Source organism: Jiangella muralis, assembly GCF_001270745.1.
In the GTDB taxonomy this organism is placed as follows: Bacteria; Actinomycetota; Actinomycetes; order Jiangellales; family Jiangellaceae; genus Jiangella; species Jiangella muralis.
On sequence record NZ_KQ434751.1, the window covers coordinates 159,362 to 185,959 of the forward strand.

Annotated in this window: 22 protein-coding genes; 11 read left to right on the plus strand and 11 right to left on the minus strand. The window is 73.6% G+C overall.

Annotation, left to right across the window (positions count from 1 at the left end; genetic code table 11):
* Positions 1 to 57: 57 nt before the first annotated feature.
* The 5 genes from ACW62_RS00695 (at position 58) to ACW62_RS00715 (ending at position 7,561) form a co-directional block, all read left to right on the plus strand.
* Positions 58 to 1,161 (plus strand): winged helix DNA-binding domain-containing protein, encoded by a 1,104-nt coding sequence (locus tag ACW62_RS00695; RefSeq protein WP_053202161.1) that lies wholly within the window; start codon positions 58 to 60, stop codon positions 1,159 to 1,161.
* Positions 1,162 to 1,329: 168 nt separating this feature from the next.
* Positions 1,330 to 2,670, plus strand: coding sequence for an L-lysine 6-transaminase (gene lat / locus ACW62_RS00700; protein WP_053202162.1), 1,341 nt, complete (start codon positions 1,330 to 1,332; stop codon positions 2,668 to 2,670).
* Positions 2,671 to 2,692: 22 nt separating this feature from the next.
* Positions 2,693 to 4,243: an aldehyde dehydrogenase family protein gene (locus tag ACW62_RS00705; protein WP_053202163.1), complete on the plus strand. Its 1,551-nt coding sequence runs from the start codon at positions 2,693 to 2,695 to the stop codon at positions 4,241 to 4,243.
* Positions 4,240 to 6,387, plus strand: coding sequence for a thiamine pyrophosphate-dependent enzyme (locus ACW62_RS00710; RefSeq protein ID WP_053202164.1), 2,148 nt, complete (start codon positions 4,240 to 4,242; stop codon positions 6,385 to 6,387). The genes ACW62_RS00705 and ACW62_RS00710 overlap by 4 nt, the downstream gene beginning before the upstream one ends.
* A 1-nt stretch (position 6,388) precedes the next feature.
* Complete coding sequence (locus tag ACW62_RS00715; protein ID WP_053202165.1) at positions 6,389 to 7,561, plus strand: acyl-CoA dehydrogenase family protein; 1,173 nt, start codon at positions 6,389 to 6,391, stop codon at positions 7,559 to 7,561.
* Here the strand turns inward: ACW62_RS00715 and ACW62_RS00720 are convergent.
* Positions 7,554 to 8,378 (minus strand): hypothetical protein, encoded by an 825-nt coding sequence (locus ACW62_RS00720; RefSeq protein ID WP_053202166.1) that lies wholly within the window; start codon positions 8,376 to 8,378, stop codon positions 7,554 to 7,556. The genes ACW62_RS00715 and ACW62_RS00720 overlap by 8 nt on opposite strands.
* 1 nt (position 8,379) lies before the next feature.
* The gene (locus ACW62_RS00725; protein ID WP_053202167.1) at positions 8,380 to 8,820 is read right to left on the minus strand and encodes an Lrp/AsnC family transcriptional regulator; all 441 of its coding nucleotides are present in this window, start codon (positions 8,818 to 8,820) and stop codon (positions 8,380 to 8,382) included.
* 62 nt (positions 8,821 to 8,882) lie between these two features.
* Here ACW62_RS00725 and ACW62_RS00730 point away from each other — a divergent pair, with 62 nt between their 5' ends.
* Together ACW62_RS00730 and ACW62_RS00735 are read left to right on the plus strand one after the other, a co-directional pair.
* On the plus strand, positions 8,883 to 9,920 hold the full coding sequence (locus ACW62_RS00730; protein WP_053202168.1) for an aminotransferase class V-fold PLP-dependent enzyme: 1,038 nt from the start codon (positions 8,883 to 8,885) through the stop codon (positions 9,918 to 9,920).
* Between the two features lie 97 nt (positions 9,921 to 10,017).
* Complete coding sequence (locus ACW62_RS00735; RefSeq protein WP_053202169.1) at positions 10,018 to 11,370, plus strand: FAD-binding oxidoreductase; 1,353 nt, start codon at positions 10,018 to 10,020, stop codon at positions 11,368 to 11,370.
* A 405-nt stretch (positions 11,371 to 11,775) separates the two neighbouring features.
* On the opposite strand, the gene ACW62_RS00740 is transcribed toward ACW62_RS00735, so the two are convergent.
* From ACW62_RS00740 to ACW62_RS34605, 4 genes are all read right to left on the minus strand, one after another.
* Positions 11,776 to 13,389, minus strand: coding sequence for an amidase (locus ACW62_RS00740; protein ID WP_053202170.1), 1,614 nt, complete (start codon positions 13,387 to 13,389; stop codon positions 11,776 to 11,778).
* Entirely contained in the window at positions 13,386 to 13,688 is a 303-nt protein-coding gene (locus ACW62_RS00745; protein WP_053202171.1) for a hypothetical protein, read from the minus strand. Before ACW62_RS00745 ends, ACW62_RS00740 begins: the two co-directional genes overlap by 4 nt.
* 78 nt (positions 13,689 to 13,766) lie before the next feature.
* On the minus strand, positions 13,767 to 14,873 hold the full coding sequence (locus ACW62_RS00750; protein ID WP_083458988.1) for a M24 family metallopeptidase: 1,107 nt from the start codon (positions 14,871 to 14,873) through the stop codon (positions 13,767 to 13,769).
* Positions 14,874 to 14,897: 24 nt separating this feature from the next.
* Positions 14,898 to 15,575 carry a GOLPH3/VPS74 family protein gene (locus ACW62_RS34605; RefSeq protein ID WP_053202173.1) on the minus strand — a complete coding sequence of 226 codons (678 nt, stop codon included), beginning with the start codon at positions 15,573 to 15,575 and terminating at the stop codon, positions 14,898 to 14,900.
* 39 nt (positions 15,576 to 15,614) lie between these two features.
* Between ACW62_RS34605 and ACW62_RS34610 the strand changes: the two genes are divergently transcribed.
* On the plus strand, positions 15,615 to 16,319 hold the full coding sequence (locus ACW62_RS34610) for a class E sortase (RefSeq protein WP_053202174.1): 705 nt from the start codon (positions 15,615 to 15,617) through the stop codon (positions 16,317 to 16,319).
* Here ACW62_RS34610 and ACW62_RS00765 read toward each other — a convergent pair.
* Entirely contained in the window at positions 16,300 to 18,435 is a 2,136-nt protein-coding gene (locus ACW62_RS00765; RefSeq protein ID WP_205629056.1) for an MMPL family transporter, read from the minus strand. The genes ACW62_RS34610 and ACW62_RS00765 overlap by 20 nt on opposite strands.
* A 108-nt stretch (positions 18,436 to 18,543) precedes the next feature.
* On the opposite strand from ACW62_RS00765, the gene ACW62_RS00770 reads away from it, so the two are divergent.
* The 3 genes from ACW62_RS00770 to ACW62_RS00780 all read left to right on the plus strand — a co-directional run bounded on the left by ACW62_RS00770 (position 18,544) and on the right by ACW62_RS00780 (position 20,764).
* Complete coding sequence (locus tag ACW62_RS00770; protein WP_053202176.1) at positions 18,544 to 19,467, plus strand: 5'-3' exonuclease; 924 nt, start codon at positions 18,544 to 18,546, stop codon at positions 19,465 to 19,467.
* Positions 19,468 to 19,536: 69 nt separating this feature from the next.
* The gene (locus tag ACW62_RS00775; protein ID WP_053202177.1) at positions 19,537 to 19,890 is read left to right on the plus strand and encodes a hypothetical protein; all 354 of its coding nucleotides are present in this window, start codon (positions 19,537 to 19,539) and stop codon (positions 19,888 to 19,890) included.
* Between the two features lie 34 nt (positions 19,891 to 19,924).
* Positions 19,925 to 20,764 (plus strand): nitroreductase/quinone reductase family protein, encoded by an 840-nt coding sequence (locus ACW62_RS00780; protein ID WP_276202924.1) that lies wholly within the window; start codon positions 19,925 to 19,927, stop codon positions 20,762 to 20,764.
* Between the two features lie 283 nt (positions 20,765 to 21,047).
* Here ACW62_RS00780 and ACW62_RS00785 read toward each other — a convergent pair whose 3' ends face one another.
* From ACW62_RS00785 to tatC, 4 genes are read right to left on the minus strand one after another with little or no spacing between them, the layout of a single operon-like run.
* A complete protein-coding gene (locus tag ACW62_RS00785; protein WP_053202179.1) occupies positions 21,048 to 22,046 on the minus strand; it encodes an NAD-dependent epimerase/dehydratase family protein in 999 nt (332 codons plus the stop codon).
* 24 nt (positions 22,047 to 22,070) lie between these two features.
* The gene (locus ACW62_RS00790; protein WP_053202180.1) at positions 22,071 to 24,830 is read right to left on the minus strand and encodes a DEAD/DEAH box helicase; all 2,760 of its coding nucleotides are present in this window, start codon (positions 24,828 to 24,830) and stop codon (positions 22,071 to 22,073) included.
* Between the two features lie 4 nt (positions 24,831 to 24,834).
* Positions 24,835 to 25,737: a diacylglycerol kinase gene (locus ACW62_RS00795; protein WP_053202181.1), complete on the minus strand. Its 903-nt coding sequence runs from the start codon at positions 25,735 to 25,737 to the stop codon at positions 24,835 to 24,837.
* Positions 25,715 to 26,584: a twin-arginine translocase subunit TatC gene (gene tatC, locus ACW62_RS00800; protein WP_053202182.1), complete on the minus strand. Its 870-nt coding sequence runs from the start codon at positions 26,582 to 26,584 to the stop codon at positions 25,715 to 25,717. Before tatC ends, ACW62_RS00795 begins: the two co-directional genes overlap by 23 nt.
* Between the last annotated feature and the right edge of the window lie 14 nt (positions 26,585 to 26,598).

Below are 26,598 nucleotides of genomic sequence, written 5' to 3' on the forward strand. Positions count from 1 at the left end.
CCGATTCTCCCTGCCTCGCGGGGCGACCTTGTCGGTGGGTCGCGAGAGGGTAGGTCCATGTCCGACGTCCTGACCCGCCGCCAGCTGGGCCGCGCCACCCTGGCCCGGCAGCTGCTGCTCGCGCGCGCCGATCGTTCCGTGCTCTCGGTCGTCGAGCATCTCGGCGGCCTGCAGGCGCAGCAGCCGTTCTCGCCGTACTACCAGCTGTGGTCCCGGCTGCGCGGGTTCGAGCCGTCCGCGCTCGCCGGCCCGCTGCTCGACCGGTCGGTGGTGCGCATCGCGGCGCAGCGCGGCACCATTCATCTGCTGTCCGTGCCCGACGCGCTGTCGCTGCGGCCGTGGGTGCAGCCGCTCTACGTCGCCGACCTTCGCACCAACGCCGAGCACGCCAAGTCACTCGCCGGCGTCGACGTCGAGGCGGTCGCCGCCGCCGCGCGCGAGCTGGTCGACGCCGAGCCGCGCACCATGGCCGAGCTGGGCGCGCTGCTGACGCCGTCGTGGCCGTCCGCGGGCGCCGCCCACCTGGCGCACGCGGCGCGGGCCCTGCTGGTGCTGGTCCAGGTGCCGCCGCGGGCCGTGTGGGGGCAGAGCGGGCAGACCCGGCTGACCACGGTCGAGCGCTGGCTCGGCCGGCCGCTTGATGGGTCGGTGCCGCCGTCCGAGTGGGTGCGGCGCTATCTGGGCGCCTTCGGGCCGGCGTCGGTGGCCGACCTGCAGACGTGGTGCGGCCTGACCCGGTTGCGCGCCGTCGTCGACGAGCTGCGCCCGTCGCTGCGGGCGTTCCGCGACGAGTCCGGCCGCGAGCTCTTCGACCTCCCCGACGCGCCCCGCCCCGGCGCCGACGTTCCGGCGCCGGTCCGCTTCCTGCCCGACTTCGACAACGTGTTGCGCTCCCACGCCGACCGCACCCGCGTCATCGACGACGTCACCCGCAAGCGCATGAACCGCCGCAACGGCGTCGTGCCGCACGCGTTGCTGGTCGACGGCGAGGTGGCCGGCTGGTGGCGGCTCGAGGACGGCGTGCTGACGGTCACGCCGTACCGCCCGCTGTCCGCGTCCGAGGTCGCCGACGTCGAGGCCGAGGGGCGCGAGTTGCTGGCGTTCGCCCTGCCGCCCGAGGCCGTCGAGGGGGCCGACGTGCGGGTGCTGCCGCCGGAGTGAGCAGGCCGGTCGGCGGCGTGGGGCGGGAATCAACCCCTCACCTCCGGACGAACCGGGACGGGATGTCTTCTTGCTCTAACGAACAATCAACGCAAGAATTACGTCAAGGCGAGCCTCACGAGGGACGTCTTCTGTCACCGTACCCGGGTTCGAGGAGGTTCACCGATCGTGGCCGAACAGCTCACCATCGCCGCCGGCGAGGTCCACGCGGTTCTGGGCAGGCACCTGCTCACGGACGGCTTCAAGCTCGTCCTCGACACCGATGCCAGTCAGGGCAGTTGGCTGGTCGACGCGCGGGACGGGAGGCGGTACCTCGACCTGTACACGTTCTTCGCGTCCGCGCCGCTGGGGTGCAATCCGCCCGGGCTGGTCGACGATCCGGCGTTCATGGAGCTGCTGGCGCGGGTGGCGGCGAACAAGCCGGCCAACTCCGACGTCTACTCGGTGCACCTCGCCGAGTTCACCGAGACGTTCGCGCGCGTGCTCGGCGACCCGCGGCTGCCGCACCTGTTCTTCGTCGAGGGCGGCGCGCTCGCCGTCGAGAACGCGCTCAAGGTCGCGTTCGACTGGAAGAGCCGGCACAACGAGGCCAACGGCCGCGACGCCGCGCTGGGCACGAAGATCATGCACCTGACGAAGGCGTTCCACGGCCGCAGCGGCTACACCATGTCGCTGACGAACACCGAGCCGAACAAGACCGCCCGGTTCCCGCAGTTCGACTGGCCGCGCATCGACGTCCCGGCCATCACGTTCCCGCTCGAGGACCACCTCGACGAGGTCCAGCGCGCCGAGGACCACGCCCTGGCCCAGGCCCGGCGGGCCTTCGCGGACCACCCGCACGACATCGCCGCGTTCATCTGCGAGCCGATCCAGGGCGAGGGCGGCGACAACCACATGCGCCCCGAGTTCCTGCAGGCCATGCAGGCGCTGGTGCACGAGCACGACGCGCTGTTCATCGTCGACGAGGTGCAGACGGGCACCGGCACGACGGGCACGGCGTGGGCGTACCAGCAGCTCGGCCTGCAGCCCGACATCGTCGCGTTCTCGAAGAAGGTCCAGGTCGGCGGCATCATGGCCGGCGGTCGCGTGGACGACGTCGCCGACAACGTGTTCGTGGTGTCCGGCCGCATCAACTCGACGTGGGGCGGCGGGCTGGTCGACATGGTCCGGTCGCGCCGGCTGCTGGAGCTGATCGAGCAGGACGGGTTGATCGAGGCCGCCGGTCCGAAGGGCGAACGGTTCCTCGCCGGCCTCCGCACGGTCGCCGCCGAGACGGACGGCGCCGTCAGCAATGTCCGCGGCCGCGGCCTCATGGTCGCCGCCGACCTGCCCGACGCGGCCACCCGGAACGCGGTCGTCGCGGACCTGCGCGAGAACGAGCAGGTCCTGGCGCTGCCGTGCGGCGAGCGGGCGATCCGCTTCCGTCCGGCCCTGTCGGTGACCGATGATGAGATCGACCTCGCTGTCGCGGCGTTCGGCCGCGTCGTCGCCCGTCAGTCCGCCCGCTGAGCACCCGAGGAGCAGAACCACTGTGACCCGTACCGTCACCTCGGTCGTCGACGGCCAGGCCGTTCCCGGCGACCGCACCGTCTCCAGCCTCAACCCGGCGGACCTCGACGACGTCGTCGGTGAGGTGAGCCTCGCACCGGGGCGCATCTTCACCGCCGCCGCCGTCGTCGCCCGCAACGCCCAGCGGGCCTGGGCCGACGTCCCGGCTCCGGTCCGCGGCCGGGCCATCGCGCACATCGGCCGCGTCGTCGAGGAGAACGCCGAGAGCCTGGCCCGGCTGGTCACCCGCGAGATCGGCAAGCCGTACGCCGAGGCGCTCGGCGAGGTCCGCGAGATCGTCGACACCTGCGACTTCTTCCTGGGCGAGGGCCGCCGGCTGTACGGCCAGACGGTCCCCAGCGAGATGCCCGACAAGCAGCTGTTCACGTTCCGCAACCCGGTCGGCACGGTCGCCGTCATCACCGCCGGCAACTTCCCGGTCGCGGTGCCGTCCTGGTACATCGTCCCGGCGCTGCTCACCGGCAACACCATCGTGTGGAAGCCGGCCGAGTACTCCGCCGTCGTCTCCAACGCCTTCTACGACCTGTTCGTGAAGGGCGGCGGGCTGCCCGACGGCGTGTTCAACCTGGTGCACGCCGACGGCGCCGAGACCTACGCGGGCCTGCAGGAGTCGCTGGAGCTGGGCTACATCGACAAGGTCGGCTTCACCGGCTCGTCCGAGGTGGGCCGCGAGATCGGCGCGCTCACCGGCCGGCACCTGCAGACGGCCTGCCTCGAGCTGGGCGGCAAGAACCCGCTGGTCGTCACGCCGAGCGCCGACCTCGACCTCGCCGTCGAGGGCGCGCTGTTCAGCGGCTTCGGCACGGCCGGCCAGCGCTGCACGTCGCTGGGGACGGTCATCGTGCACGAGTCGCTGCACGACGAGTTCCTGCGCCGGTTCACCGCGGCGGTCGACGCGGCCGCCGTCGGCGACCCGAGCCAGGACGTCCTGATGGGCCCGCTGCTCGACGCGAAGTTCGCCGAGCGGTACGAGAAGTTCCTCGGCTGGGTCCAGCCGCAGCACACCGTGCACGGGCCGACCGGCCGCATCACCAGCGGCAACCCGCGCCCCGGCTTCGTCGGCGACCCGGCGAAGGGCATCTTCTACCACCCGGTGGTGGTCGACGGCGTGCGGCCCGGCGACGAGCTGTTCGACCAGGAGACGTTCGGCCCGATCGTCGGCGTCACGTCCTACCGGACGCTGGACGAGGCCATCGACCTCGCCAACGCGCCCGGCTTCGGCCTGTCCAGCTCCATCTACACGACGAACCCGGCCGACGCGTTCGCGTTCCGGCGCGGCATCTCGGCCGGCATGGTGAGCATCAACAACTCGACGTCCGGCGCCGAGGCGCACCTGCCGTTCGGCGGCAACGGCAAGTCCGGCAACGGGTCGCGGCAGTCCGGCATCTGGGTGCTCGACCAGTTCACCCGCTGGCAGTCCGTCAACTGGGACTACTCCGGCCGGCTGCAGAAGGCGCAGATGGACGTCGCCGACCTCGACGCCGACCTCGGCTTCCGGCTCGACGAGTCGTGAGCACCCCGGCCGCGCTCGAGCAGGCGCTGTTCACGGCGATCGAGACGCTGCCCGCGGCGGCACCGGCGAGCGACGACAGCGACGGCGTCCTGCGCGGCATCTTCGACGCCCAGGTGACCAGCCGGCACCTGGACGTCGTCGCGCGGGAGCTGCGGGCGGCGGGGCGCGGCTTCTACACCATCGGGTCGGCCGGGCACGAGTCGAACGCCGTGGTCGCGACGGCGCTGCGGCCGAGCGACCCGGCGCTGCTGCACTACCGCTCGGGCGGCTTCTACGCCGCCCGGGCGGCCCAGGTGCCCGGCTCGACGCCGGTGCGCGACGTGCTGCAGAGCCTCATGGGCGCCGCCGACGAGCCGATCGCCGGCGGCCGGCACAAGGTGTTCGGCCACGCCGCGCTGTCGATCGTCCCGCAGACCTCGACCATCGCCTCGCACCTGCCGCGCGCCGTCGGGCTGGCGGTCGCGCTGCACCGGGCGCACCGGCTCGGCGTGCCCACGTCCTGGGCGGACGACGCGGTCGTGGTCTGCTCGTTCGGCGACGCGTCGGCGAACCACTCGACCGCCGTCGGCGCCATCAACACCGCGCTGAACACGGCGTTCAGCGGGCTGCCGGTGCCAGTGCTGTTCGTCTGCGAGGACAACGGCATCGGCATCTCCGTCCCGACCCCGCCCGGCTGGATCGAGACGTCCTACGGGTCGCGGCCCGGCCTCACCTACGTCCAGGCCGACGGCGCGGATACCCGGACGGCGCTCACCGCCGCGCGGCGGGCGGCCGGCTACGTCCGCGAGCAGCGCCAGCCCGCCTTCCTGCACCTGCGCACCGTCCGCTACCTCGGGCACGCCGGCAGCGACGCCGAGATCGGCTACCGCACGCCGGCCGAGATCGCCGCCGACCACGCCCGCGACCCGATCCTCGGCACCGCCCGCGCGCTGGTCGGGTCGGGAGCGGCGACGCCGGCGGAGCTGATCGCCCGCTACCGCGAGCTGCGTGCCGAGGTCGACGCCGTCGCGAACGACCTGGAGGGCGCCCGCACGCTCGGCTCGGCGACGGAGATCGTCGCACCGCTCGCCCCCCGCACCCCCGACGCCGTCGCCCGGGCCGCCGCCGGCCTGTACGACGAGGCCCGCGCGGAGCAGCCGGCGACGCTGGCGGAGTCGATCAACGCGACGCTGTCGGCCGCCCTCGAGCGCGACCGCCGGGTGGTCGTGTTCGGCGAGGACGTCGGGCGCAAGGGCGGCGTGTACGGCGTCACCCGTGGCCTGGCCCGCAAGCACGGTCGCGCCCGGGTGTTCGACACCCTGCTGGACGAGCAGTCGATCCTCGGCCTCGGGCTGGGCGCCGGGCTCGCCGGGCTGGTCCCCGTCCCGGAGATCCAGTACCTCGCCTACCTGCACAACGCCGAGGACCAGCTGCGCGGCGAGGCGGCGTCGCTGGCGTTCTTCTCCACCGGGCAGTACCGCAACCCGCTGGTCGTCCGCATCGCCGGGCTCGCCTACCAGCGCGGCTTCGGCGGGCACTTCCACAACGACAACGGCGTCGCGGTGCTGCGCGACATCCCCGGCCTGGTGGTCGCCTGCCCGTCCCGCGGCGACGACGCGGCGGCCATGCTGCGCAGTTGCCTGGCCGCGGCCGCCGTCGACGGGACGGTGTCGGCGTTCCTCGAACCGATCGCGCTCTACCACACCCGTGACCTGCATCAGGACGGCGACGGCGGCTGGCTCGCGGCCGACACCGGCGAGCATGCGCCGATCGGCCGGGCTCGTCTGCACGGCGCGGGCTCTGATCTCACCATCGTCACGTTCGGCAACGGCGTGCCGATGAGCCTGCGGGTCGCGCAGCGGCTGGCCGAGCGGCGCATCAGCGCCCAGGTGCTGGACCTGCGCTGGCTGGCGCCACTGCCGGTCGAGGACATCGTCCGCGAAGCGAACCTCACTGGGAAGGTGCTGGTGGCCGACGAGACCCGGCACTCCGGCGGGGTCGGCGAAGGGGTCGTCACGGCGCTGGTGGAGTCTGGGTACGACGGCCGCATCGCCCGCGTCGCCAGCCACGACAGCTTCGTGCCACTAGGTGACGCCGCGACCCACGTGCTGCTCGGCGAGCACCACATCGAGACGGCCGCCGTCGAGCTGGCCGAGAAGGAGTGACATGACCTCGCCCCTGGAGCTGCTGAGCGTCGATCACCTGCTCAGCGAGGAGGAGCGCGACCTGCGCGACGCCGTCGCCCACTTCGTCGACGACCGGGTGCGCCCGTCGATCGCGGACTGGTACGAGGACGGGCTGTCCGAGAGCGCGGTGCGTGAGCTCGCCCTCGAGGCCGGGAAGCTCGGGCTGCTCGGCATGCACCTCACCGGGTACGGCTGCGCCGGCACGAACGCCGTCTCGTATGGCCTCGCCTGCATGGAGCTGGAGGCCGGCGACTCCGGCGTCCGGTCGCTGGTGTCGGTGCAGGGGTCGCTGGCGATGTTCGCGATCTGGAAGTTCGGGTCCGAGGAGCAGAAGCAGCACTGGCTGCCGGGGATGGCGGCCGGCGAGCTGATCGGCTGCTTCGGGCTGACCGAGCCCGACTTCGGCTCGAACCCGGCCGGCATGCGCACCCGCGCCCGCCGCGACGGCGACGACTGGGTGCTCGACGGCACCAAGATGTGGATCACCAACGGCTCCGTCGCCGACGTCGCCGTCGTCTGGGCCCGCTGCGACGACGACAAGGTGCGCGGCTTCCTCGTCCCGGCGGGGACGCCCGGGTTCACCGCACCGAAGATCGGCAAGAAGCTGTCGCTGCGCGCCTCGGTGACCAGCGAGCTGGTGCTGGAGGGCGTCCGGCTGCCGGCGTCGGCCGTCCTGCCTGAGGTGTCCAGCCTGCGCGGCCCGCTGTCGTGCCTGAACGAGGCCCGGTTCGGCATCGTGTTCGGCGCGCTCGGCGCGGCCCGCGACTGCCTGGCCGCGGCGATCTCCTACGCGCAGACGCGCGAGGTGTTCGACCGGCCGCTGGCGTCGTTCCAGCTCACCCAGGCCAAACTGGCCGACATGGCGCTGGAGCTGCAGAAGGGCTACCTGCTCGCGCTGCACCTCGGCCGGCTCAAGGACGCGGGGACGCTGCGGCCCGAGCAGGTGAGTCTCGGCAAGCTGAACAACGTCCGGGAGGCGCTGGCCATCGCCCGCGAGTGCCGCACCATCCTCGGCGCCAACGGCATCACGCTGGAGTACCCGGTGCTGCGCCACGCCAACAACCTCGAGTCGGTGCTGACGTACGAGGGCACCAGCGAGGTGCACCAGTTGGTCATCGGCCAGGCCCTGACCGGCCAGAGCGCCTTCAGTTGAGGCCGTCGTCGCGGCTCGGGGATTGGTGGCCGGCGGCCGCCGTCAGAGCGGTCAGGATGGCGTCGTAGAGTGCGCGGCTCAGTCGCTCATGGGAGGTTCGTGCCACCTGGTCCTCGAGCCACACGTCGTTCCACGACCCCATGCCTCCGAACACCCACGCCTGAACGGCCGCGGCGGCCAGCTGCCGGAGCTGGAGTGGGCTCTGCTCCGGAAGGATGTCACCGTGGTATGGGGCCACGGGTTCCTCGTCGTCGAGCAGCGCCTGTGCTCGGGTGAACCACTCTGACCATTCGCCCAGGCCGGCGTCCTCGGCGAATCGTCCGATCTCGTCGAGAGCGGCCAGCAGCGTCGACCGGGCGGCGTCGGCGGCCGGAACAGCCGGCTGCCACCCGTGCGCGGGCCCGCTCGTCGCGGCGAGGTCCCAGACCCGTGAGTCCGGTGCGTTGCGATCGCCGACGGTCCACGCGATGGTCCAGAGTGCCGCCGCGTCGCCGGTGGCGAGCAGACCCCAACTCCCGCCGTTGGCGAAGGCCGACGTGACCTGGAGCGGAGGGGCGCCGGGCATCGGTGGCCGGCTGACCAGGACGAGCCTGTCGGCACCGCCTCGGCGCAGTGCCACCAGCCAGTCCGCGGTGCCGTGCGCCGTCCTGCCAGGACCCAGGATCCCTGGCCGCCCGACATCGACGTTCAGAAGGCGGACGTACCGGAAGCACGAGTTGGCTTCGAGCAGCTCGGGCGGCGGCTGTGTGCCGGGCGTAGCCAGCCACCGTGAGCCGTGCGCGGCCATGGCCGTGATCGCCGCGAGCTCCCCGTTCACGTCAGGCCGTCATCGGGCGGTTCTCGTACGGCGTCGACAGCACGATGGTGGTGCGGGTGGTCACGTTCGCCGACGAGCGGATGCGGGCCAGCAGGTCCTCGAGGTCGGCGGGGCGGCCGACCCGCACCTTGAGGATGTAGCTCTCGTCGCCGGCGACGGAGTAGCAGGCCTCGATCTCCGGCACGCCGGCCAGCCGGTCCGGCGAGTCGTCGGCCTGGCTGGGGTCGATCGGCTTGATGGAGATGAACGCCGTCAGCGGCAGCCCGACCGCCTCGTGGTCGACGACGACGGAATAGCCGCGGATGACACCGCGCTCCTCGAGCCGGCGGACCCGCTGGTGCACGGCCGACGTGGACAGGCCGGTGGACTTGCCGAGATCGGTGTAGCTCATCCGGCCGTCCCGCATCAGCAACGCCACGATCTTCCTGTCGATGTCCTCCACGTGTGCACTCTAGCGGCGACCTCGTTCGTACCGCGTCCGCGCCACGCTGGCACGATGTCGGTATGGACCTGGCCGCAGCACGCTCCCTCTTCTCCCCCGAACCGGGCTGGCTGAACACCGCGAGCTACGGACTGCCCCCGTCGACGGCGTGGACGGCGCTGCAGAAGGCGCTGGACGAGTGGCGGCACGGGCGGGTGTCGTGGGAGGGGTGGGGCGAGTCGACGGCGCGGGCGCGGGCGGCGTTCGCGCGGCTGGTGCGGGCCGACGAGCACGACGTCACGACGGGCGCGCAGGTGTCGCAGCTGGTCGGCCTGCTGGCGGCGTCGGTGCCCGACGGGACGGTCGTGCTGGCGCCCGAGGAGGACTTCACGTCCCTGCTGTTCCCGTGGCTGGCGCAGGCGCATCGCGGCGTCGAGGTGCGGACGATGCCGGCGGCGGGCCTGGCCGCGGCGGTGACGCCCGACGTCGACGTGGTCGCGTTCAGCGTCGTGCAGTCCGCCAGCGGGATCGTCGCGGATGTCGACGGCGTGCTGGCCGCGGCGCGGGCGGCCGGCGCCGTCACCGTCGCCGACGCGACCCAGGCGGTGGGGTGGCTGCCGATCGACGCACGTCGATTCGACGCCCTCGTGGCCGGGGGCTACAAGTGGCAGCTGTCGCCGCGGGGTACGGCGTTCCTGGTGACGACGGCGGAGCTGCGGTCCCGGGTGGTGCCGTCGCAGGCGGGATGGTGGGCGGGCGACGATCCGCACGGGTCGTACTACGGGCCGCCGCTGCGGCTGGCGTCCGACGCCCGGCGGCTGGACCTGTCGCCGGCGTGGTTCTCGTGGGTCGGCGCGGCGCCGGCGCTGGAACTGCTGGACGCGGTGACCGTCGAGGCCGTCCACGACTGGAACGTCGGGCTGGCGAACCGGTTCCGGACCGGTCTGGGGCTGCCGCCGGGCGACTCCGCGATCGTGTCGGTGGACGTCCCCGGAGCCGAGCGGCGGCTGGAAGCGGCCGGGGTGCGGGCGGCGGTGCGCGGCGGCCGGCTGCGGGTGTCGTTCCACCTGTACTCGTCCGAGGCCGATGCCGACCTCGCCGTCACGGCGCTGACCAGCTAACTGTCACATCGTCGCGGCTGCATCCGTCCCGTTGTCGGACCCGGCGGGCAGACTGTAACCCCGGGCACCGATATCACTGCTTCGGATGGAGAGTCCCATGATCGACCTCGACGGTTTCCGCTCGACCCTCGGTGGCCGCGCCTACGCGCCCGGCGACGACGGCTTCGACGACGTGCGGCAGCCGTGGAACCTGTCCATCGACCAGCGTCCCGCGGTCGTCGTGGTGGCCGAGACCGCCGCCGACGTGCAGGCCGCGGTCCGGCTGGCGCGTGAGAACGGCGTGCCGTTCTCGGTCCAGTCCTCCGGCCACGGCGCGGTGCGACCCAACGACGACGGCGTGCTGCTCAACGTCACGCGGCTCACCGGGGTCGACGTCGATCCCGGGCGCAAGGTGGCCCGCATCGACGCCGGCGCCCGCTGGCGTGGCGTCCTCGAGGTGGCCGCGCCGCATCAGCTGGCCGGGCTGTCCGGCACCGCGCCCACCGTCGGCGCCGTCGGCTACACCTTGGGCGGCGGCATCGGCCTGCTGATGCGCCGCTTCGGCTTCGCCGCCGACAGCGTGGTCGCCGCCGACGTCGTCACGGCCGACGGCTCGCTGGTGCGGGCCAGCCACGACGAGAACCCCGACCTGCTGTGGGCGCTCAAGGGCGGCGGCGGCAACTTCGGCGTCGTCACGTCGCTGGAGGTACGGCTCTACGACGTCCCGGCGGTGCACAACGGCTCGCTGATGTACCCGGGCGCGCGGGCCGCCGAGGTGCTGCGCGCGTGGGCCGACTGGACCGGCCAGGTCTCCGACGACGTCACGTCCGCCGTCATGGTCATGACGTTCCCGCCCATCCCGGCGGTGCCCGAGCCGCTGCGTGGCCAGCAGGTCGCCGCTCTCCGGGCCACCATCGCCGGCGACGACGGGTCGGTGCTCGAGCCGCTGCTGGCGGCGCTCGGCGAGCCTCTCATGGGCGGTTTCCGCCCGCAGACGTACCTCGAGGCGGCGCTGTCCGGCAGCGAGCCCACCGACCCCATGCCGACGTCCGGGCGCAGCACCGGCGTGGCCGGGCTGACCGACGCCGCCATCGACGGGCTGCTCGAGCTGGTGGCGCCGGGTTCACCGGTCCCGGGCGTCGACATCCGGCACCTCGGCGGCGCGGCGGCGAAGGAGCAGGACAGCCCGCTCTCCCACCGCGACACCCCGTACATCGCGGCGGCCAACGCGCTGGCCGCGACGCCCGAGCAGCGCGCCACCGTCCAGCAACGCCTCGACGACGGGTTCGCCGGGCTGGCGGCACACACGCGTCCGTTCGGCGCGCTGAACTTCGTCGGCGCCGGCTCCACCCCTGAGGTGGTGCGGTCCGCCTTCTCCGACGGCGCCTGGCAGCGGCTGCGCGAGGTCAAGCGCACCTGGGACCCGGACAACGTGTTCCGGTTCACCCACAACATCCCGCCAGCCGACTGAGCGGGCCGCCCCACCGGCCACCCGAGCAGGCCGCCTGCCGACGCCGGCCGGGTGCGGCATTGCCGTTGCGGCGGGTGACACCAACGCCAACAGTTGGCGCTGGTGTCACCCGAGCTGAACGGAAGCCAGCCAGCCAAGCGCCGCGGCGCGCCCGGCGGCGGTTCCTCATTGCGACTGCTCGGCCGCCTCGACCCGGACAACGTGTTCCGGTTCACCCACAACATCCCGCCAGCCGACTGAGCGGGCCGCCCCACCGGCCACCCGAGCAGGCCGCCTGCCGACGCCGCCCGGGTGCGGCATTGCCGTTGCGGCGGGTGACACCAACGCCAACAGTTGGCGCTGGTGTCACCTGCGCTGAACGGAAGCCAGCCAGCCAAGCGCCGCGGCGCGCCCGGCAGCGGTTCCTCACTGCGACTGCTCGGCCGCCTCGGCAGCGGTCAGCCGCGGACGGGCGGCAGCCGCCGGGCCGCGGGCGGCGGCCGCGCCCACCGGGTCGGCCGGGCGCCGCCAGTGCCAGTCCGTCAGCGCCTGGTACGCCGCCGCCACGGCGAGCAGGCGGTCCTCGGCGTACGGGCGGCCGCCCAGGATGGTCCCGATCGGCAGGCCGGCGGAGAAGCCGATCGGCAGCGCCAGCTCCGGCAGCCCGATGATGTCGAACGGCACCGGCGACGTCTGCACCACGACGTCGCATTGGGCGAACAGCGTATCGAGCACCCGCGTGAGCAGCACCAGCTTGGCCCGCTGGCCGGTCACATACTCGTCCGCACCCACCAGCGCGCCCTGCAGCCAGCTGGTCAGCGACACCCCGAACAGCCGCAGGTCCTGACGCAGGTACGGCGCGAACGGCTCGGCCCGCTCCGGCAGCCTGACGTCGTTGAAGCGGCCGGTCAGCAGGCCCCACTCGTCCGGCAGCGTCACGTCCACCACGGAGACGCCCGAGACGCCGGCCAGGGTGTCCAGGAACGCCCGCCGCGCCGCCGCCGTCGCGTTCGAACCGGACGTGTACCCGGGGATGACGCCGATCCGGGTCGGCCAGCGCACCGTCAGCCGCTTCCCGCGGTACACCGGCGTGGCGGCCGCGACGAGGTCGGGCACCGGCGGCAGCCCCTGCGTGCGCGGGTCGGCGGGGTCGGGGCCGGCCATCGCGGCCAGCATGATCGCCGCGTCCTTCGCGTCGCGGGCCAGCGGGCCGGGATGGTCGCGCGAGTAGGTCAGCGGCACGATCCCGTACAGCGACGCCCGGCCCATCGTCGGCTTGAGGCCGGTGAGGTTCTGGGCATTCGACGGCGCCGTGATCGAGCCGCCGGTCTGCGTCCCGATCCCCGACGTCGCCAGCCGTGCCGCCACGGCGGTCGCCGTCCCGGTCGACGAGCCGCCCGGGTTGGTCGACGGGTCGTCCGGCGTCCAGGCGTTCACCGTCGTCACGACGCCGGACGGCGTGGTCGCACGGGTGGTCGCCAGCGGGCCCATCTGGGTCTTGCCGAGCACGATCCCGCCGGCCGACCGCAGCCGGGCCACCGCGGTCGCGTCGAACGGCGGCACGAAGCCGGCGAAGACGAACGAGTTCGCCGTCGTCGCCACGCCCTCGGTGTAGTAGTTGTCCTTGATCGCCAGCGGGATCCCGTGCAGCGGCCCGTGGTAGTGCCCGCGCCGCAGCGCCCGCACCGCGGCCGCCGCCTGCTCCCCCAGCACCAGGTTGAACGCCTGGTAGGTGCCGTCGAACGCGCCGATGCGGTCCAGGTACGCCTCCAGCAGCGTCTCCGCCCGCAGCGTCCCGGCCCGCAGCAGGTAGGCCGCCTCCGCGACGGTCAGCTCGGCCGGGTCCGTGAGGGCCTCGGGGCGCGGCGGCGTGTACGCGTCCGGGTGCGGCCCGGTGCGGCTCCGGACCGCGGCGGGCCCGCCGTACGCCACCCGCGGCAGCCCGACGGTGCCGGCGACGGCCGCGCCCGCGGACAGCACGGCCATCCGGGCGACGAACGAGCGGCGATCGACCTGGACGTCCTGCGGACCGGCGCTCATGCGTCCCGCCAGGCGGTGCTGATGGACGGGTACAGCATCGGCGCCGCCTGCTGCGACAGCTCGACGGCCTGGTCGGCGGGGGTTCCGGACGGGGCCGGCGGCACCCAGGCGCTGAGCTCGGCCAGCGACGACCGCGCGAACGCGCGCAGCGACGCCAGGACGGCGGCCTGGCCGGGCGCGCCGGTCTCCGGGTCGGGCGCGGTGCCGGGCGGCAGCTGGTCCAGGTCGATGCCGACGGCGGCGAGCCGGGCCCGGATCATGACATCGAGCTCGGCGTCGGTCGGTGGGGTGGGCGCCATGTCGCTCCTCGAGGTGGTCGGGACGGGGGTCCGCGGACCACGCTCGCGCGCAGCGATGTCGGCGTTATGTCCGCAAGGTCACGTATCCATGATCATGAGGTCTCGCGGCCGCCGGTTCAATGCCTCGACGCCGTCCTCGGTCGTGACGACGATGTCCTCGATCCGCGCGCCGTACCGTCCGGCCAGGTAGAACCCGGGCTCGACGGAGAACGCCATGCCCGGCTCCAGCGGCGTGGTGTTGCCGGCGATGATGTACGGGTCCTCGTGCGTCTCCAGCCCGATGCCGTGTCCGGTGCGGTGGATGAAGTACTCCCCCAGCCCGGCCGCCACCAGCACGTCCCGCGCCGCCGCGTCGACCGACTCGGCCGTGACGCCGGGCCGGACCTGCGCCACGGCGGCCTCCTGGGCCGCCCGCAGCGCCTCGTACGCCGTGCGGAACTCAGCCGAGGGCGAGCCGACGGCGTACGTCCGGGTGGAGTCGGAGCAGTAGCCGGCCGCCGTCGTGCCGCCGATGTCGACGACGACGGGGTCGCCGGCGGCGATGACGCGGTCGCTGGTCTCATGGTGCGGGCTGGCGCCGTTGGGCCCGGCGGCGACGATGACGAAGTCGACGGACTCGTGCCCCTCGGCGATGATCGCCGCGGCGATGTCGCGGCCGACCTCGGCCTCGGTGCGCCCGGCCCGCAGCCACTCGCCCATCCGGGCGTGGACGCGGTCGATGGCGGCGGCGGCCTCGCGCAGCAGGCCGACCTCGTCCGCTGACTTGCGGGCCCGCAGCGACGACATGACGGCGCGGGCGGCGACCTGCTCGGCCGCGGGCATGGCGGCGCGGAACCGCAGCGCCTTCTCCGCCCACATCTGGTCGTCCAGCCCGACCCGGCGCGCGTCCGGCAGCAGCCCGGCGGCCAGTGCGACGGCGTCGTCGGTCTCCTGCCAGGGCAGGATGTCCAGCCGCAGCGAGCCGGCGCCGGACGCCAGCGCGGCCGGCCGCTCCAGGGCGGGCACCAGCAGCGTCGCCGTCCCCTCGACCGGCAGCACCAGGCAGGTGAGCCGTTCGAGCGGTTTGGCGTCGTAGCCGGTGAGGTACCGGAGCCCGGCGCCGGGCGTGATCAGCAGGGCGTCGAGCCCGGCGGCGGCAGCGGCGGCCCGGGCGCGGACGAGGCGGTCGTCGAGGTCGGCGGTCACCCGACGCACTCTAGCCAGCCGGTGTCAGCTGCTGCCGGCCGCACCGGCGGAGCTCGCGGCCAGGATGGCGCCGGTGACCGCGGCCTGCACCTCCTGGACCGCCTTCTTGACGGCGTCGGCGGCCCAGTCGCCCTCGGCGATCTCCTGCGCCCGCCGCTTCACCGCGCGACGGTCCTCCGACGGCACCACCTTGCGCAGGCCGTCGACGGCGAGCAGCAGCGACACCAGCGCGGCCGTACGAGGGTCGGGCGCCAGGCCGGTGATCAGCACGTCGTGCAGCCGCTGCCGGACGGCGGCCTCATGCGACGCGTCGGCGGCCGGCCAGCGCGTCGTCGGGAAGATGCCCAGCACCGTGCCGGACTCCTGGCGCAGCAGCCCGCGCCCGGCGAGCCGGTTCAGCAGGCGGTCGCGCAGGCCCTTGCGCAGCGAGCCGAGCACGTTCTTCGGTTTCTTGCCCTCATCGTCGGCCAGTTCGGCCAGCGCGTGGTCGAGGACGTCGTCGCCGGCCGGAGTGGTGTCGCGGACGACCAGCCGGTCGCGCTTCACCGCCTCGCCCGGCCCGGCGACGGACACCTTGCCCAGGACGGACAGCTCCAGCAGCAGCGCACCGGCCAGCCCGTACGCCAGCCGGGTGCCGTCGATGACCGGCTTGCCGGTTTCGTCGTCGTAGGCCAGCAGCAGGAGGTCTTCGGCGATCAACACACCTTCGACTCTAGCCGTCGCGCTATTAGGGTCGTGGGTATGCCACGACACGCGCAGCAGCGCGTCAGCACCCGCCCGCGCCGCAGCGCCTGGGCCGTCGTCGTCGGGGGCATCGGCGAGCTCCTGCTCACCGCGGGTGTGCTGGTCCTACTCTTCGTCGTCTACGTCATCTGGGGCACCGGCATCCAGACCGCGCAGGCGCAGGACAAGCTCGAGGACGAGCTGAGCGTGCAGTGGGGCGAGCCCGACCAGGGCACCCCGGCGCCCGACCCGGACGAGCTCGCCGACGGCGACGCCTACGGCATCCTGCGCATCCCCCGCTTCGGCGACGACTGGATGTTCACCGTCGTGCAGGGCGTGCAGCCCGACGACCTCGCCCGCGGCCCCGGCCACTACCCCGACACCGCCAACCCCGGCGAGGTGGGCAACGTCGGCATCGCCGCGCACCGCTCCGGCCACCTCTCGCCGTTCGCCGGCTTCCCCGACCTGCGGGTCGGCGACACCATCGAGATCGAGATGGCCGACGGCACGTACGTCTACCAGCTCGACGACGCGCCCGACGGCGACAGCAACGGCAACAAGATCAACATCAGCGACGTGTGGGTGGTCGACCCCGTGCCGGGCGAGCCGCGCGACACCGAGCCGACGGAGCGGCGCATCACCCTCACCACCTGCTGGCCGCGGTTCGGCTCGTCGCACCGCATGTACGCCACCGGCACGCTGGTCAGCGGCCCGAGCGGCTGAGGTCCGGCTCCGGTTCCGGCTCCAGGTGCGGCAGGGCACGGTCCAGCCAGCGCGGCAGCCACCAGCACCGGTCTCCCAGCAGGAACATCGCGGCCGGGACGACCAGCAGCCGGATCACCGTCGCGTCGATCAGCACGCTGAACCCCAGCCCGACCGCCAGCATCTTGATGACGACGTCGTCGGAGACCACGAACGCGAAGAACACGCACATCATGATCAGCGCCGCCGACGAGATGACCCGCGCCGTCACCGCGAGGCCGGTCGCGACGCTGCCGTGGTTCTCCCCCGTCGCCAGCCAGGCCTCGCGGACCCGCGACAGCAGGAACACCTCGTAGTCCATCGACAGCCCGAACACGATCGCGAACATGATCATCGGGACGTACGACTCGATCGGCACCGGCTGGTCGACGCCCAGCAGCGAGGAACCCCAGCCCCACTGGAAGACCGCGACGACGACGCCGTAGGCGGCGGCGATCGACAGCAGGTTGAGCAACGCCGCCTTGACCGCGAGCACCGGGCTGCGGAACGACAGCAGCAGCACGATGAACGCGGCGCCGACGACGATCGCGATGATCTCCGGCAACCGTTCGGCCACCAGGTCGCGGAAGTCCAGCTGCGCCGCCGTCATCCCCGTCACGTACGCCGTCGTGTTGGACCCCGCCAGCAGCGGCTCGATGGTGTCGACGCGCAGCGAGTGCAGCAGGTCGTCGGTCGCGGCGTCCTGCGGCCGGGTCGACGGCGTCACCGTCGCCACCTGCAGGGCGCCGTCCTGGCTGGGCGTGAAGTCGGTGACGGCGGCCACGCCGTCGGCGCCGGCGACCGCGTTCTGCACGTCCGCGCCGATGGTCGCGCCGTCGTCGCCGTCACCGACCTCGAGGACGACGGTGAACTGGCCGTTCACGCCCTGGCCGAAGCCGGTGGTGATCGCGTCGTACGCCTCCCGGGTCGTGCTGCCGGACGCGGATGCGCCGTCGTCGACGTGCCCGAGCCGCAGCGACAGCGTCGGCACGGCCAGGATCCCGGCCACCGCCACGCCGGCGAGCAGGTACCGCCACGGGTGCCGGTCCAGCGCCAGCGCGTAGCGCCGCCAGCCCGAGGCGGACCCGTCGCCGGACTCCTCCGCGACCGGCGTCCGGACCCGGAACCGGTCGATCCGCCGCCCGGCCGCGCCGAGCAGGGCCGGCACCAGCGTCACCGCGGCGATCCCGGCGACGACGACGCCGACCGCGGCGGCCAGCCCGAGCTTGCCGATGAACCCGATGCGCGTCGCCCACAGCCCGGACAGCGCGATGACCACCGTCGACGCGGCGATCAGTACCGACCGGCCGCTGGTGGCCACCGTCCGGCCGGCCGCGTCGACCGGATCGGCGCCGTTCAGCAGCTGCTGCCGGTGCCGGGTCGTCAGGAACAGCGCGTAGTCGATGCCGACGCCCAGGCCCAGCATGGCGGTGAGCGTCGGCGACGCCGTGGCGAAGTCGACGCCCGCGGCCAGCAGCCCGAGCAGGCTCAGCGCCACCAGCACCCCGATGACCGACGACACGATCGGCAGGAACGCCGCCAGCACGCTGCCGAACGCCGCCAGCAGCACGACGATCGCCACCGCGATCCCGATGCTCTCCGAGCGCCGGTCGTCCGGGGCCGGCTCGGCGGCCTGGCCCAGCGCGCCGGTGTAGTCGACGTCGACGCCGGCCGCTCGCGCCGGGTCGGTGGCCGCGTCGACGTCATCGATGAACGTCGATCCGAACGCGCCCGGGTTGCCGTCGAACTGGACGGTGACGTAGCCGACGGTGCCGTCCGGCGCCGGCACCAGGTCGGACACGGTGAGCACGTGGTCGACCGACGCGACGTCGGTGATCACCTCGTCGACGGCGCCGGACTGCGCCGACAGGCCGTCGTCGTCCTGGAAGACCAGCCGGGCCGAGTACGAGCTGGCCGTGACCTCGTGATCGACCAGGAGGTCGCTGCCCTGGCCGGACTCGGTGCCCGGCAGGGTGAAGTCGTCGCTGTAGGTCCCGCCCCACACCCGGTCGGCCAGCACCGTGCCGACCAGGATGACCAGCCAGACCGCGATGACCGGCCACGAATGCCGCGCGCAGGCGCGCCCGAGCCGTTCCAACCCCGCTGCTTGCGCCATCGTGCCCCCCGGCGTCTTCCTGCAACGTAGGACCGCCGTCCGGGCCTGTCAACGATGGTGCGGGGCGCCCGCCTCAGTAGGCTGACCGCCATGTCCGAGAACCGCCTGATGCTCCTCGACACCGCCTCGCTGTACTTCCGCGCCTTCTTCGGCGTGCCCGAGTCGATCAAGGCGCCCGACGGCACGCCGGTCAACGCCGTGCGCGGGCTGCTCGACTTCATCGCTCGGCTCACCACCGACCGCCGCCCGGCGCGGCTGGTGGCCTGCCTCGACGCCGACTGGCGCCCGCCGTTCCGGGTGGCGCTGCTGCCGTCGTACAAGGCGCACCGGCTGGCCAACGCCGCCCGCAACATCGAGGAGGTCCCGGCGGCGCTGCAGGCGCAGCTGCCCATCATCGGCGAGGTGCTGACGGCGCTGGGCATCGCGCACTTCGGGGTGCCGGGCTTCGAGGCCGACGACGTCATCGGCACGCTCGCGTCCGCCGACAAGGGCCCGGTCGACGTCGTCACCGGCGACCGCGACCTGTTCCAGCTGGTCGACGACGAGCGGGGCGTGCGCATCCTGTACACCGCCCGCGGCGTCGGCCGGCACGAGGTGGTCGACGAGTCGGTGGTGGCGGCCAAGTACGGCATCCCGGGCCGCTCGTACGCCGACTTCGCGACGCTGCGCGGCGACCCCAGCGACGGCCTGCCGGGCGTGGCCGGCGTCGGCGACAAGACCGCCGGCACGCTGATCACCCGGTTCGGCAGCATCGACGGGCTGCTCGCGGCGGTCGACGACCCGGAGGCGGAGCTGTCGCCCACGATCCGCCGCAAGATCACCGACGCGCACGACTACCTGGCCGTCGCGCCCGACGTCGTCAAGGTCCGCCAGGACGTCCCGCTGCCCGCGTACGACGACACCTTGCCCTCGGCTCCGGCCGACCCGGAGGGGCTGGTCGAACTGGCGAACCGGTGGGGCCTGGACTCCTCGCTGAACCGGGTGCTGAACGCGTTCGGCCCGCCCGCCGCCTGACGCCCGGACCTCGACCGGACCTCGACCGGCGCTCGCCCGGCGCCCGCCCGGCCACGGTAGCCTCCCGAGATGCGCACGACGCTCCTGGCGGCCGCCGCCCTGGTCGCGCTCGCGGCCGGCTGCTCCGGCGCCGACGACGAGGCGGCGAGCTGCGACTTCGACCCCGCCGAGTGGTCCGGCCTCGACCCCGCCGACGACGACCAGGGCGCCCGCAGGGGTGAGCTGGCCGATCGCGTCGTCGACTGCGGCCTGCTCGAGGACGCGACGCGGGCGGAGACCGCGGACCTGCTCGGCGCGGGCGGTGCGGCCGACGCCACCAGTTGGGAGTACTCGACCCAGCCGACCATGATCGACTTCGAGCTGCTGGTCGTCGACTTCGGCCCGGACGACACCGTCGCCCGGATCTACTTCAGCCAGAGCTGACCAGTAGGGTCGAGACGACCCCCTGGAGGCTCTGATCACCGATGTCAACCAGCAGGTCGTCGACGAGTTCCGCGCGAATCGCGGGCGGGTCGGCGGACCGTTCGAGGGAGCCCGGCTGCTCCTGCTCACCACCACCGGCGCCCGCTCTGGCGCCCCGCACACCGTCCCCGTCGGGTACCTGCCCGACGACGGCGGACGGGTGATCGTCATCGGCTCGGCGGGTGGCTCGCCCCGTCACCCCGCCTGGTTCCACAACCTCGTCGCCCACCCGCGGGTGCACGTCGAGGACGGCCTGTTCGCCTTCGACGCCGACGCGGCGGTGCTCGACGGCGCCGACCGTGACGCGGTGTTCGCCCGGGCGGTCGAGACCGATTCCGGCTGGGCCGACTACGAGCGGCGGGCCGGCCGCACGCTGCCGGTCGTCGCGCTGACGCCGGTGCCCGGCCCGCCCGGCGGCCCCGGCGTCGACTCCCCCGGCGCGTTCCTGACCACGGTCCACGAGACGTTCCGGCGCGAGCTGGCGCTCGTTCGGGCCGAGGTCGCGGCGGCCGGGCCGCGACTGAGCGCGCAACTGCGGATCAACTGCCTGAGCGCCTGCCACGGCCTGCACTTCCACCACACCGCCGAGGACACCCACCTGTTCCCCGGCCTCGCCGCCACGCACCCGGATCTGGCTCCCGTACTGGAGCGGCTGCGCGCGGAGCACGTCGTGGTCGCCGACCTGATCGCCCGCATCGAGCAGGCGGTCCGGGCCGACGGCAGCGGCGACGGCGCCGCGGTGCTCGCCGACGTCGACGCGCTGATCGAGCAACTCGAGGCGCACCTGGACTGGGAGGAGCAGCAGCTCGTCCCGGTGCTGGACGCGGCCTCCTGACCGGCCGGCCCAGTCCCGGACCCGCAGGGCGCGGCGCCAAACGATCAGGTGACGAATCGGCCGCCGTCGCGCCGTCCACGTCACCTGATCGTTTCCGAGAAGATGATCAGGTGACCAACGGGAGCGGGGCCGGTCGAGACGGCGCGGGCGGGTCGAGATCTGCGACGCACTAGGCGATCTGATGACGGCGGGCGCCGGTCGCGCATCGGCCGCCTCGGTGCGGTTCAGCGTCGAGACGACGAATCGGCCGTCGCCGCCTAGCGGAGGTTCGAGCGGGCACCGGCTAACCTGCCGCGGCGAGGATCGCGGCCTCGACGTCCGGGTCGAGGCCGACCGGCGGCCGGTCGGCCCGTTGCGGCGCCGTGCCGCCGATGGAGCGCAGCCACGCCCAGGTGTCCGCGACGGTCTCGTCGACCGGCCGCGGCGCCAGCCCCGCCGCCAGCGCTCGGGAGACGTCGGCGGAGTGCAGGCCGAGCGTCTCGTACTCGTGCCCCGGCGGGATCCACACCGGCAGGTCGTTCCACGGCACCACGCCGGCCGCGAGGATCGGCGCCGGGTCGACCCAGCGCAGCGTCGCCGCCCCGCCCGTCACGGCCACGGCGGCGTCCAGCAGCGACCCCATCGTCGCGTGGCCGGGCCGGCTGACGACGTTGAACACGCCGCCCGTCCCGGCGGCGGCCGACGACAGCAGCCAGGCGGCGAGGTCGCGGCCGTCGATGTACTGGATCGGCAGGTCCCGCGGCCCGGGCGCCAGCATGGGTCCGCCGCGCGCGGCCCGGGCCAGCCACCACGGCAGCCGGCCGACGTCCTCGTACGGGCCGAGGATCAGCCCGGCGCGGGCGATCAGGGCGCGCTCGCCGAAGGCGGCCTGCGCGGCCAGCTCGCCGCCGGCCTTCTGCTCGCCGTAGTCGCCGTCCTCGGCGGACGGGGATGACGCGAGCACCGGCGCGGACTCGTCGGCGCCCGGCGGCACCGGCGGCGCGTACACCGACCGGCTGGACACGTACGCATACGTCCCGGCCTGCGCGGCCAGCAGCGCGGCGCTGTCCCGCACGGCCCGCGGCGCCCCCGACCAGGTGTCGATCACCGCGTCGAACGACCGCCCACGCAGCACGTCCAGGGAGGACGGCGTCAGGCGGTCGCCGCGCAGCGCCTCGGCCCCCTCGACGGACGAGCCGCGCAGGCCGCGGTTGAACGTCGTCACGTCCCAGCCGCGCTCCACCGCGTCGACGACGACGGCCCGCCCGACGAACCCGGACCCGCCCAGCACCAGCAGCCGCATGCGGCACGCCCTCCAGAGAGACGATCAGGCCGACAGCGTCGCATACGCCACGACGCCGCGCCGCAGCGCTCCCGCCGCCAGCCGCGCGGTCTCACGCAGCGGCGTGCCGGACGCGGCGTCGGCGACCTGGTCGAGCAGGTCCAGCAGCTGCCGGACGGCCCGGACGAAGTCGCCGGCGGCGAGTTCGGCGTCGCGCAGGACGGAGTCGAGCTGGTGGCCGGTGGCCCAGCGCCAAGCGGCGTGGGTGAAGCCGAGGTCGGGCTCGCGCAGGAAGTCCAGCCGGTGGGTGGACTCGACGTGGTCGAGGTCGCCCCACAGCCGCACCATCTCGGCCAGCACGTCGCGGACCCGGCCCGGCGGCAGCCGCGGCGGGACGGCGTCGTCGGGCTGGCGCGACTCGTAGGTCAGTGCGGCGACGGCGGCGGCCAGCTCGGCCGGGTCCAGGCCGGCCCACACGTCGCGCCTGATGCACTCGGCGGCCAGCAGGTCCAGCTCGCCGTAGAGCCGGGCCAGCCGCCGCCCCGACGGCGTCACCTCGTCGCCGGACAGGTAGTCGAGGTCCTCCAGGACCCGGCAGACGCGGTCGAACTGGCGGGCGACGGTGTTGGTGCGCGACTCGACCCGGCGCTGCAGCTGATCGGCCTCGCGGCGCAGGCGCAACCAGCGCTCGGCCCAGCGGGCGTGCTCCTCGCGGTCCGGGCAGCGGTGGCACGGGTGGTCGCGCAGCTGCCGACGCAGCCGGGCCAGTTCCTCGTCGTCGGCCGCGGCGGACCGGCCGCGCCGCTTTCCGGTGTACTGCCGGCCGACGTCGTCGGGCGCCTTGGCCCGCAGCGACGCGGCGAGGTCACGCCGCGACGCCGGCACCCGCGGGTTGAACGAGCGCGGGATGCGCAGCCTGGTCATCGGCTCGACCGCGCTCGGGAAGTCGATCAGCGACAGCCGGCGCACCTGCCGGCCCTCGGTCAGGACGGTCGGGCGCGGGCCCTCGCCGCCGTGCGGGCCGCTCGCCGGCATGCCGGGGTCGAGGACGACGGCGAGGCCGGCGAACTTGCCGGTCGGGACCCGGATGACGTCGCCCGGGCGCAGCTTCTCCAGCGCCGCAGCGGACGCCGCCCGGCGCTGCGCGGTGCCCTCGCGGGCCAACTGGGTCTCCCGGTCCTTGATCGCCTGCCGCAGCTGGGCGTACTCCTGGAAGTCGCCCTTGTCGCAGGTCATCGCCTCGTGGTAGCCCTCGAGCGCCTCCTCGGCGCGGTGCAGCTGGCGGGCCAGCCCGACGACGGCGCGGTCGGCCTGGAACTGCGCGAACGACGACTCCAGGATCTCCCGCGCGGGCGTGCGCCCGACCGATCCGACCAGGTTGACGGCCATGTTGTACGACGGCCGGAAGGACGAGCGCAGCGGGAAGGTCCGCGTCGAGGCCAGCCCGGCGACCGCCGTCGGGTCGAAACCGGGCTGCCACAGCACGACGGCGTGCCCTTCGATGTCGATGCCACGCCGCCCGGCCCGGCCGGTGAGCTGGGTGAACTCCCCCGGCGTGACGTCGGCGTGGGTCTCGCCGTTCCACTTGACCAGCCGCTCCAGCACGACGGTGCGGGCCGGCATGTTGATGCCCAGCGCCAGCGTCTCGGTGGCGAAGACGGCCCGGATCAGCCCGCGGACGAACAGTTCCTCGACGACCTCCTTGAACGTCGGCAGCATGCCCGCGTGGTGCGCCGCGATGCCGCGTTCCAGGCCCTCGGCCCACTCGTGGTAGCCGAGCACGTGGAGGTCGCCCTCGGGGATGCCGGAGGTGCGCTCCTCGATCAGCTCCCTGATCTCGACCCGTTCGTCCGGTGAGGTCAGCCGCACGCCGGCGGTCAGGCACTGCTGCACGGCCGCCTCGCAGCCGGCCCGGCTGAACACGAACACGATGGCCGGCAGCAACCCGGCGGCGTCGAGCTTCTCCAGCACCTCGACCCGGCCCGGCGTGTACGTGCCGCGCGGACGGCGTGGCGGTCGCCCGCCGCGGCCCGAACGCCCGCCGGGCCGGGAGCTGCGGAGGTCGTCGCGGCCGGCCCGCACCAGCTCCGGGCTGACCACCCGGCGGCCCTCGCCGTCGGCCTCACCCTGCCCGAACAGGTCGTACAGCCGGGACCCGACCATGACGTGCTGCCACAGCGGCACCGGCCGCTTCTCCTCGACGACGACGTCGGTGTCGCCGCGGACGGTGGTCAGCCAGTCGCCGAACTCCTCGGCGTTGGAGACGGTCGCCGACAGCGAGATGACGCTCACCGACTCGGGCAGGTTGATGATCACCTCTTCCCAGACGGCGCCGCGGAAGCGGTCGGCGAGGTAGTGCACCTCGTCCATGACGACGTAGCTCAGGCCGTGCAGCGTCGCCGAGCCGGCGTAGAGCATGTTGCGTAGCACCTCGGTGGTCATGACGACCACGGGCGCCTCGCCGTTGACGGTGTTGTCGCCGGTCAGCAGGCCGACCTTGTCGTCGCCGTAGCGCTCGACGAGGTCGTGGTACTTCTGGTTCGACAGCGCCTTGATCGGCGTCGTGTAGAAGCACTTGCGGCCCTCCTCGAGGGCCAGGTGCACGGCGAACTCGCCGACCAGCGTCTTGCCGGCCCCGGTGGGCGCCGCCACCAGCACCCCGCGGCCGGCCTCGACGCTGCGGCAGGCCCGCAGCTGGAAGTCGTCGAGCTGGAACCCGTACCCGGCCTGGAAGGCGCGTAGCTGCGGGGACGGATCGCGTTGCCGCTCATATGCTGCCGCGTAGCGTTCCGCCGGCGAACTCATGGGGCTACGGTAACCCGGCGGCCGGTGCGTACACCTGCTGGGCGCGCGGTACGACGTCGAACGTGCGGGGCAGCGGGCCGAGCCGTTCGCCATCGACGTAGGCGGTGATGCCGGGCGCGTCGAGCTTGACCCGCCGGGCCCGGTGCACGCTGACGAACGGATACACCGTGTGGGTGCCGTGCTTGACCCGGCGGAACGCCCTGATCAGCGTCGCCCGGCCCACCGGCGCCACCACGACGATGTCGAACAGGCCGTCGTCCAGCTCCGCGCCGGGGGTGATGCGCAGCCCGCCGCCGTAGGACGCGATGTTGCCGACGGCGATCAGCATGGCGTCGAGGTCGAGCACCTCGCCGTCCAGCTCCAGGTGGTACGGGATGGGCTGGAAGACGCCCAGCTCGGCGAAGGTGGCGAGGTCGTAGCGGCGCGGCCCCTTCGGCCAGCGCATGCGGTTGACGCGGTCGTTCACCTTGGCGTCGAAACCGGCCGCGACGACACCGGCGAACCACTGGCCGTCGGTGCGGCCGAGGTCAACCTCGCGCAGCGCGCCGGCGACGACGATGTCCGCGGCGGCGTCGGGGTCGCGCAGCGGCAGCCCGAGCGCCCGGGCGAAGTCGTTGCCGGTGCCGGCCGGGATGACGCCGAACGGGGTGCCGGAGCCGGCGACGGCCTGCAGGCCCAGGTGCACCATGCCGTCGCCGCCGACCACGACCAGCGCGCGGACGCCGTCCTCGACGCTCTCGCGGGCGAGGTCGGCCGCCTCCCGGACGTCGCGCCCGGCCAGCGTGCGCACCGTCAGCCCGGCCGCGGCGAGCCGGTGCGCGGCACGCCGGCCGGCCCGGGCGCCACGCCCACGGCCGGCCGACGGGTTGATCAGGAGCGCGAGCTCATCGCCGGCGGCGGTCGTCATCGTCGTCGACGCGGCCCAGGTCGTCCAGCATGTCGTCCGGGGTGGCCTCGTCGTCGGCCAGCCCGCTCCCGGCGGTGCGGTCGCGGCGCTTGTCCATGACCCGGCAGACCACCACGGCCAGCTCGAACAGCAGCCACATCGGGACGGCCAGCACCATCAGCGACAGCGGGTCGCCGGTGGGGGTGGCGACGGCGCCGAAGGCGAAGATGCCGACGATGACCCAGCGCCGGGCCGTGCCGAGCGTCTCGTGCCGTAGCACGCCGACGGCGTTCAGCAGCACCACGAAGATGGGCAGCAGGAACCCGATGCCGAAGACCAGCACCAGCCGGATGGCGAAGCTCAGATAGCTGTTGAAGTCGACCAGCATCGAGGTGTCGCCCGGCGCGAAGTTCTGCATGAAGATCATCGCGCGCGGCATCAGCCACATCGCCAGCACGACGCCGAGGCCGAACATCGGCACCGCCGCGCCCACCACGGCCAGCGCCCACTTCTTCTCGTTGCGGTACAGCGCCGGGGTGACGAACGCCCACAGCTGGTAGATCCAGACCGGCGCGCCGAACACGATGCCGGTGAGCATGGCGATGCGCAGCGGCACCGTCAGCGGGTCGAGCATCTCGCGGAAGTTGAGGTCGGCCTTCCGGCCGGTCTCGCGCGCCGCGTCGATGAACGGGTCGACCAGGAAGTCGAAGATGCGCTCGCGGAAGATGAACCCGAGAATGCCGAACGCCACCACCGCGAGCGCAGACCACATCAGGCGGTTGCGCAGCTCGCGCAGGTGTTCGGTGAGGGTCATGCGGCCCTCGGGGTCGCGCTCCGGCTTGGAGCCCTTACCCCGACGGCCGATCACTGTCGCCACGTCGG

Bases quoted from the DNA above. Each gene is read 5' to 3' on its own strand.
- ACW62_RS00695 (WP_053202161.1), top strand. From the start codon at position 58: ATGTCCGACGTCCTGACCCGCCGCCAGCTGGGCCGCGCCACCCTGGCC.
- ACW62_RS00715 (WP_053202165.1), top strand. From the start codon at position 6,389: ATGACCTCGCCCCTGGAGCTGCTGAGCGTCGATCACCTGCTCAGCGAG.
- ACW62_RS00730 (WP_053202168.1), top strand. From the start codon at position 8,883: ATGGACCTGGCCGCAGCACGCTCCCTCTTCTCCCCCGAACCGGGCTGG.
- ACW62_RS00735 (WP_053202169.1), top strand. From the start codon at position 10,018: ATGATCGACCTCGACGGTTTCCGCTCGACCCTCGGTGGCCGCGCCTAC.
- ACW62_RS00740 (WP_053202170.1), bottom strand. From the start codon at position 13,389: ATGAGCGCCGGTCCGCAGGACGTCCAGGTCGATCGCCGCTCGTTCGTC.
- ACW62_RS00745 (WP_053202171.1), bottom strand. From the start codon at position 13,688: ATGGCGCCCACCCCACCGACCGACGCCGAGCTCGATGTCATGATCCGG.
- ACW62_RS34610 (WP_053202174.1), top strand. From the start codon at position 15,615: ATGCCACGACACGCGCAGCAGCGCGTCAGCACCCGCCCGCGCCGCAGC.
- ACW62_RS00770 (WP_053202176.1), top strand. From the start codon at position 18,544: ATGTCCGAGAACCGCCTGATGCTCCTCGACACCGCCTCGCTGTACTTC.
- ACW62_RS00775 (WP_053202177.1), top strand. From the start codon at position 19,537: ATGCGCACGACGCTCCTGGCGGCCGCCGCCCTGGTCGCGCTCGCGGCC.
- ACW62_RS00785 (WP_053202179.1), bottom strand. From the start codon at position 22,046: ATGCGGCTGCTGGTGCTGGGCGGGTCCGGGTTCGTCGGGCGGGCCGTC.
- ACW62_RS00790 (WP_053202180.1), bottom strand. From the start codon at position 24,830: ATGAGTTCGCCGGCGGAACGCTACGCGGCAGCATATGAGCGGCAACGC.
- ACW62_RS00795 (WP_053202181.1), bottom strand. From the start codon at position 25,737: ATGACGACCGCCGCCGGCGATGAGCTCGCGCTCCTGATCAACCCGTCG.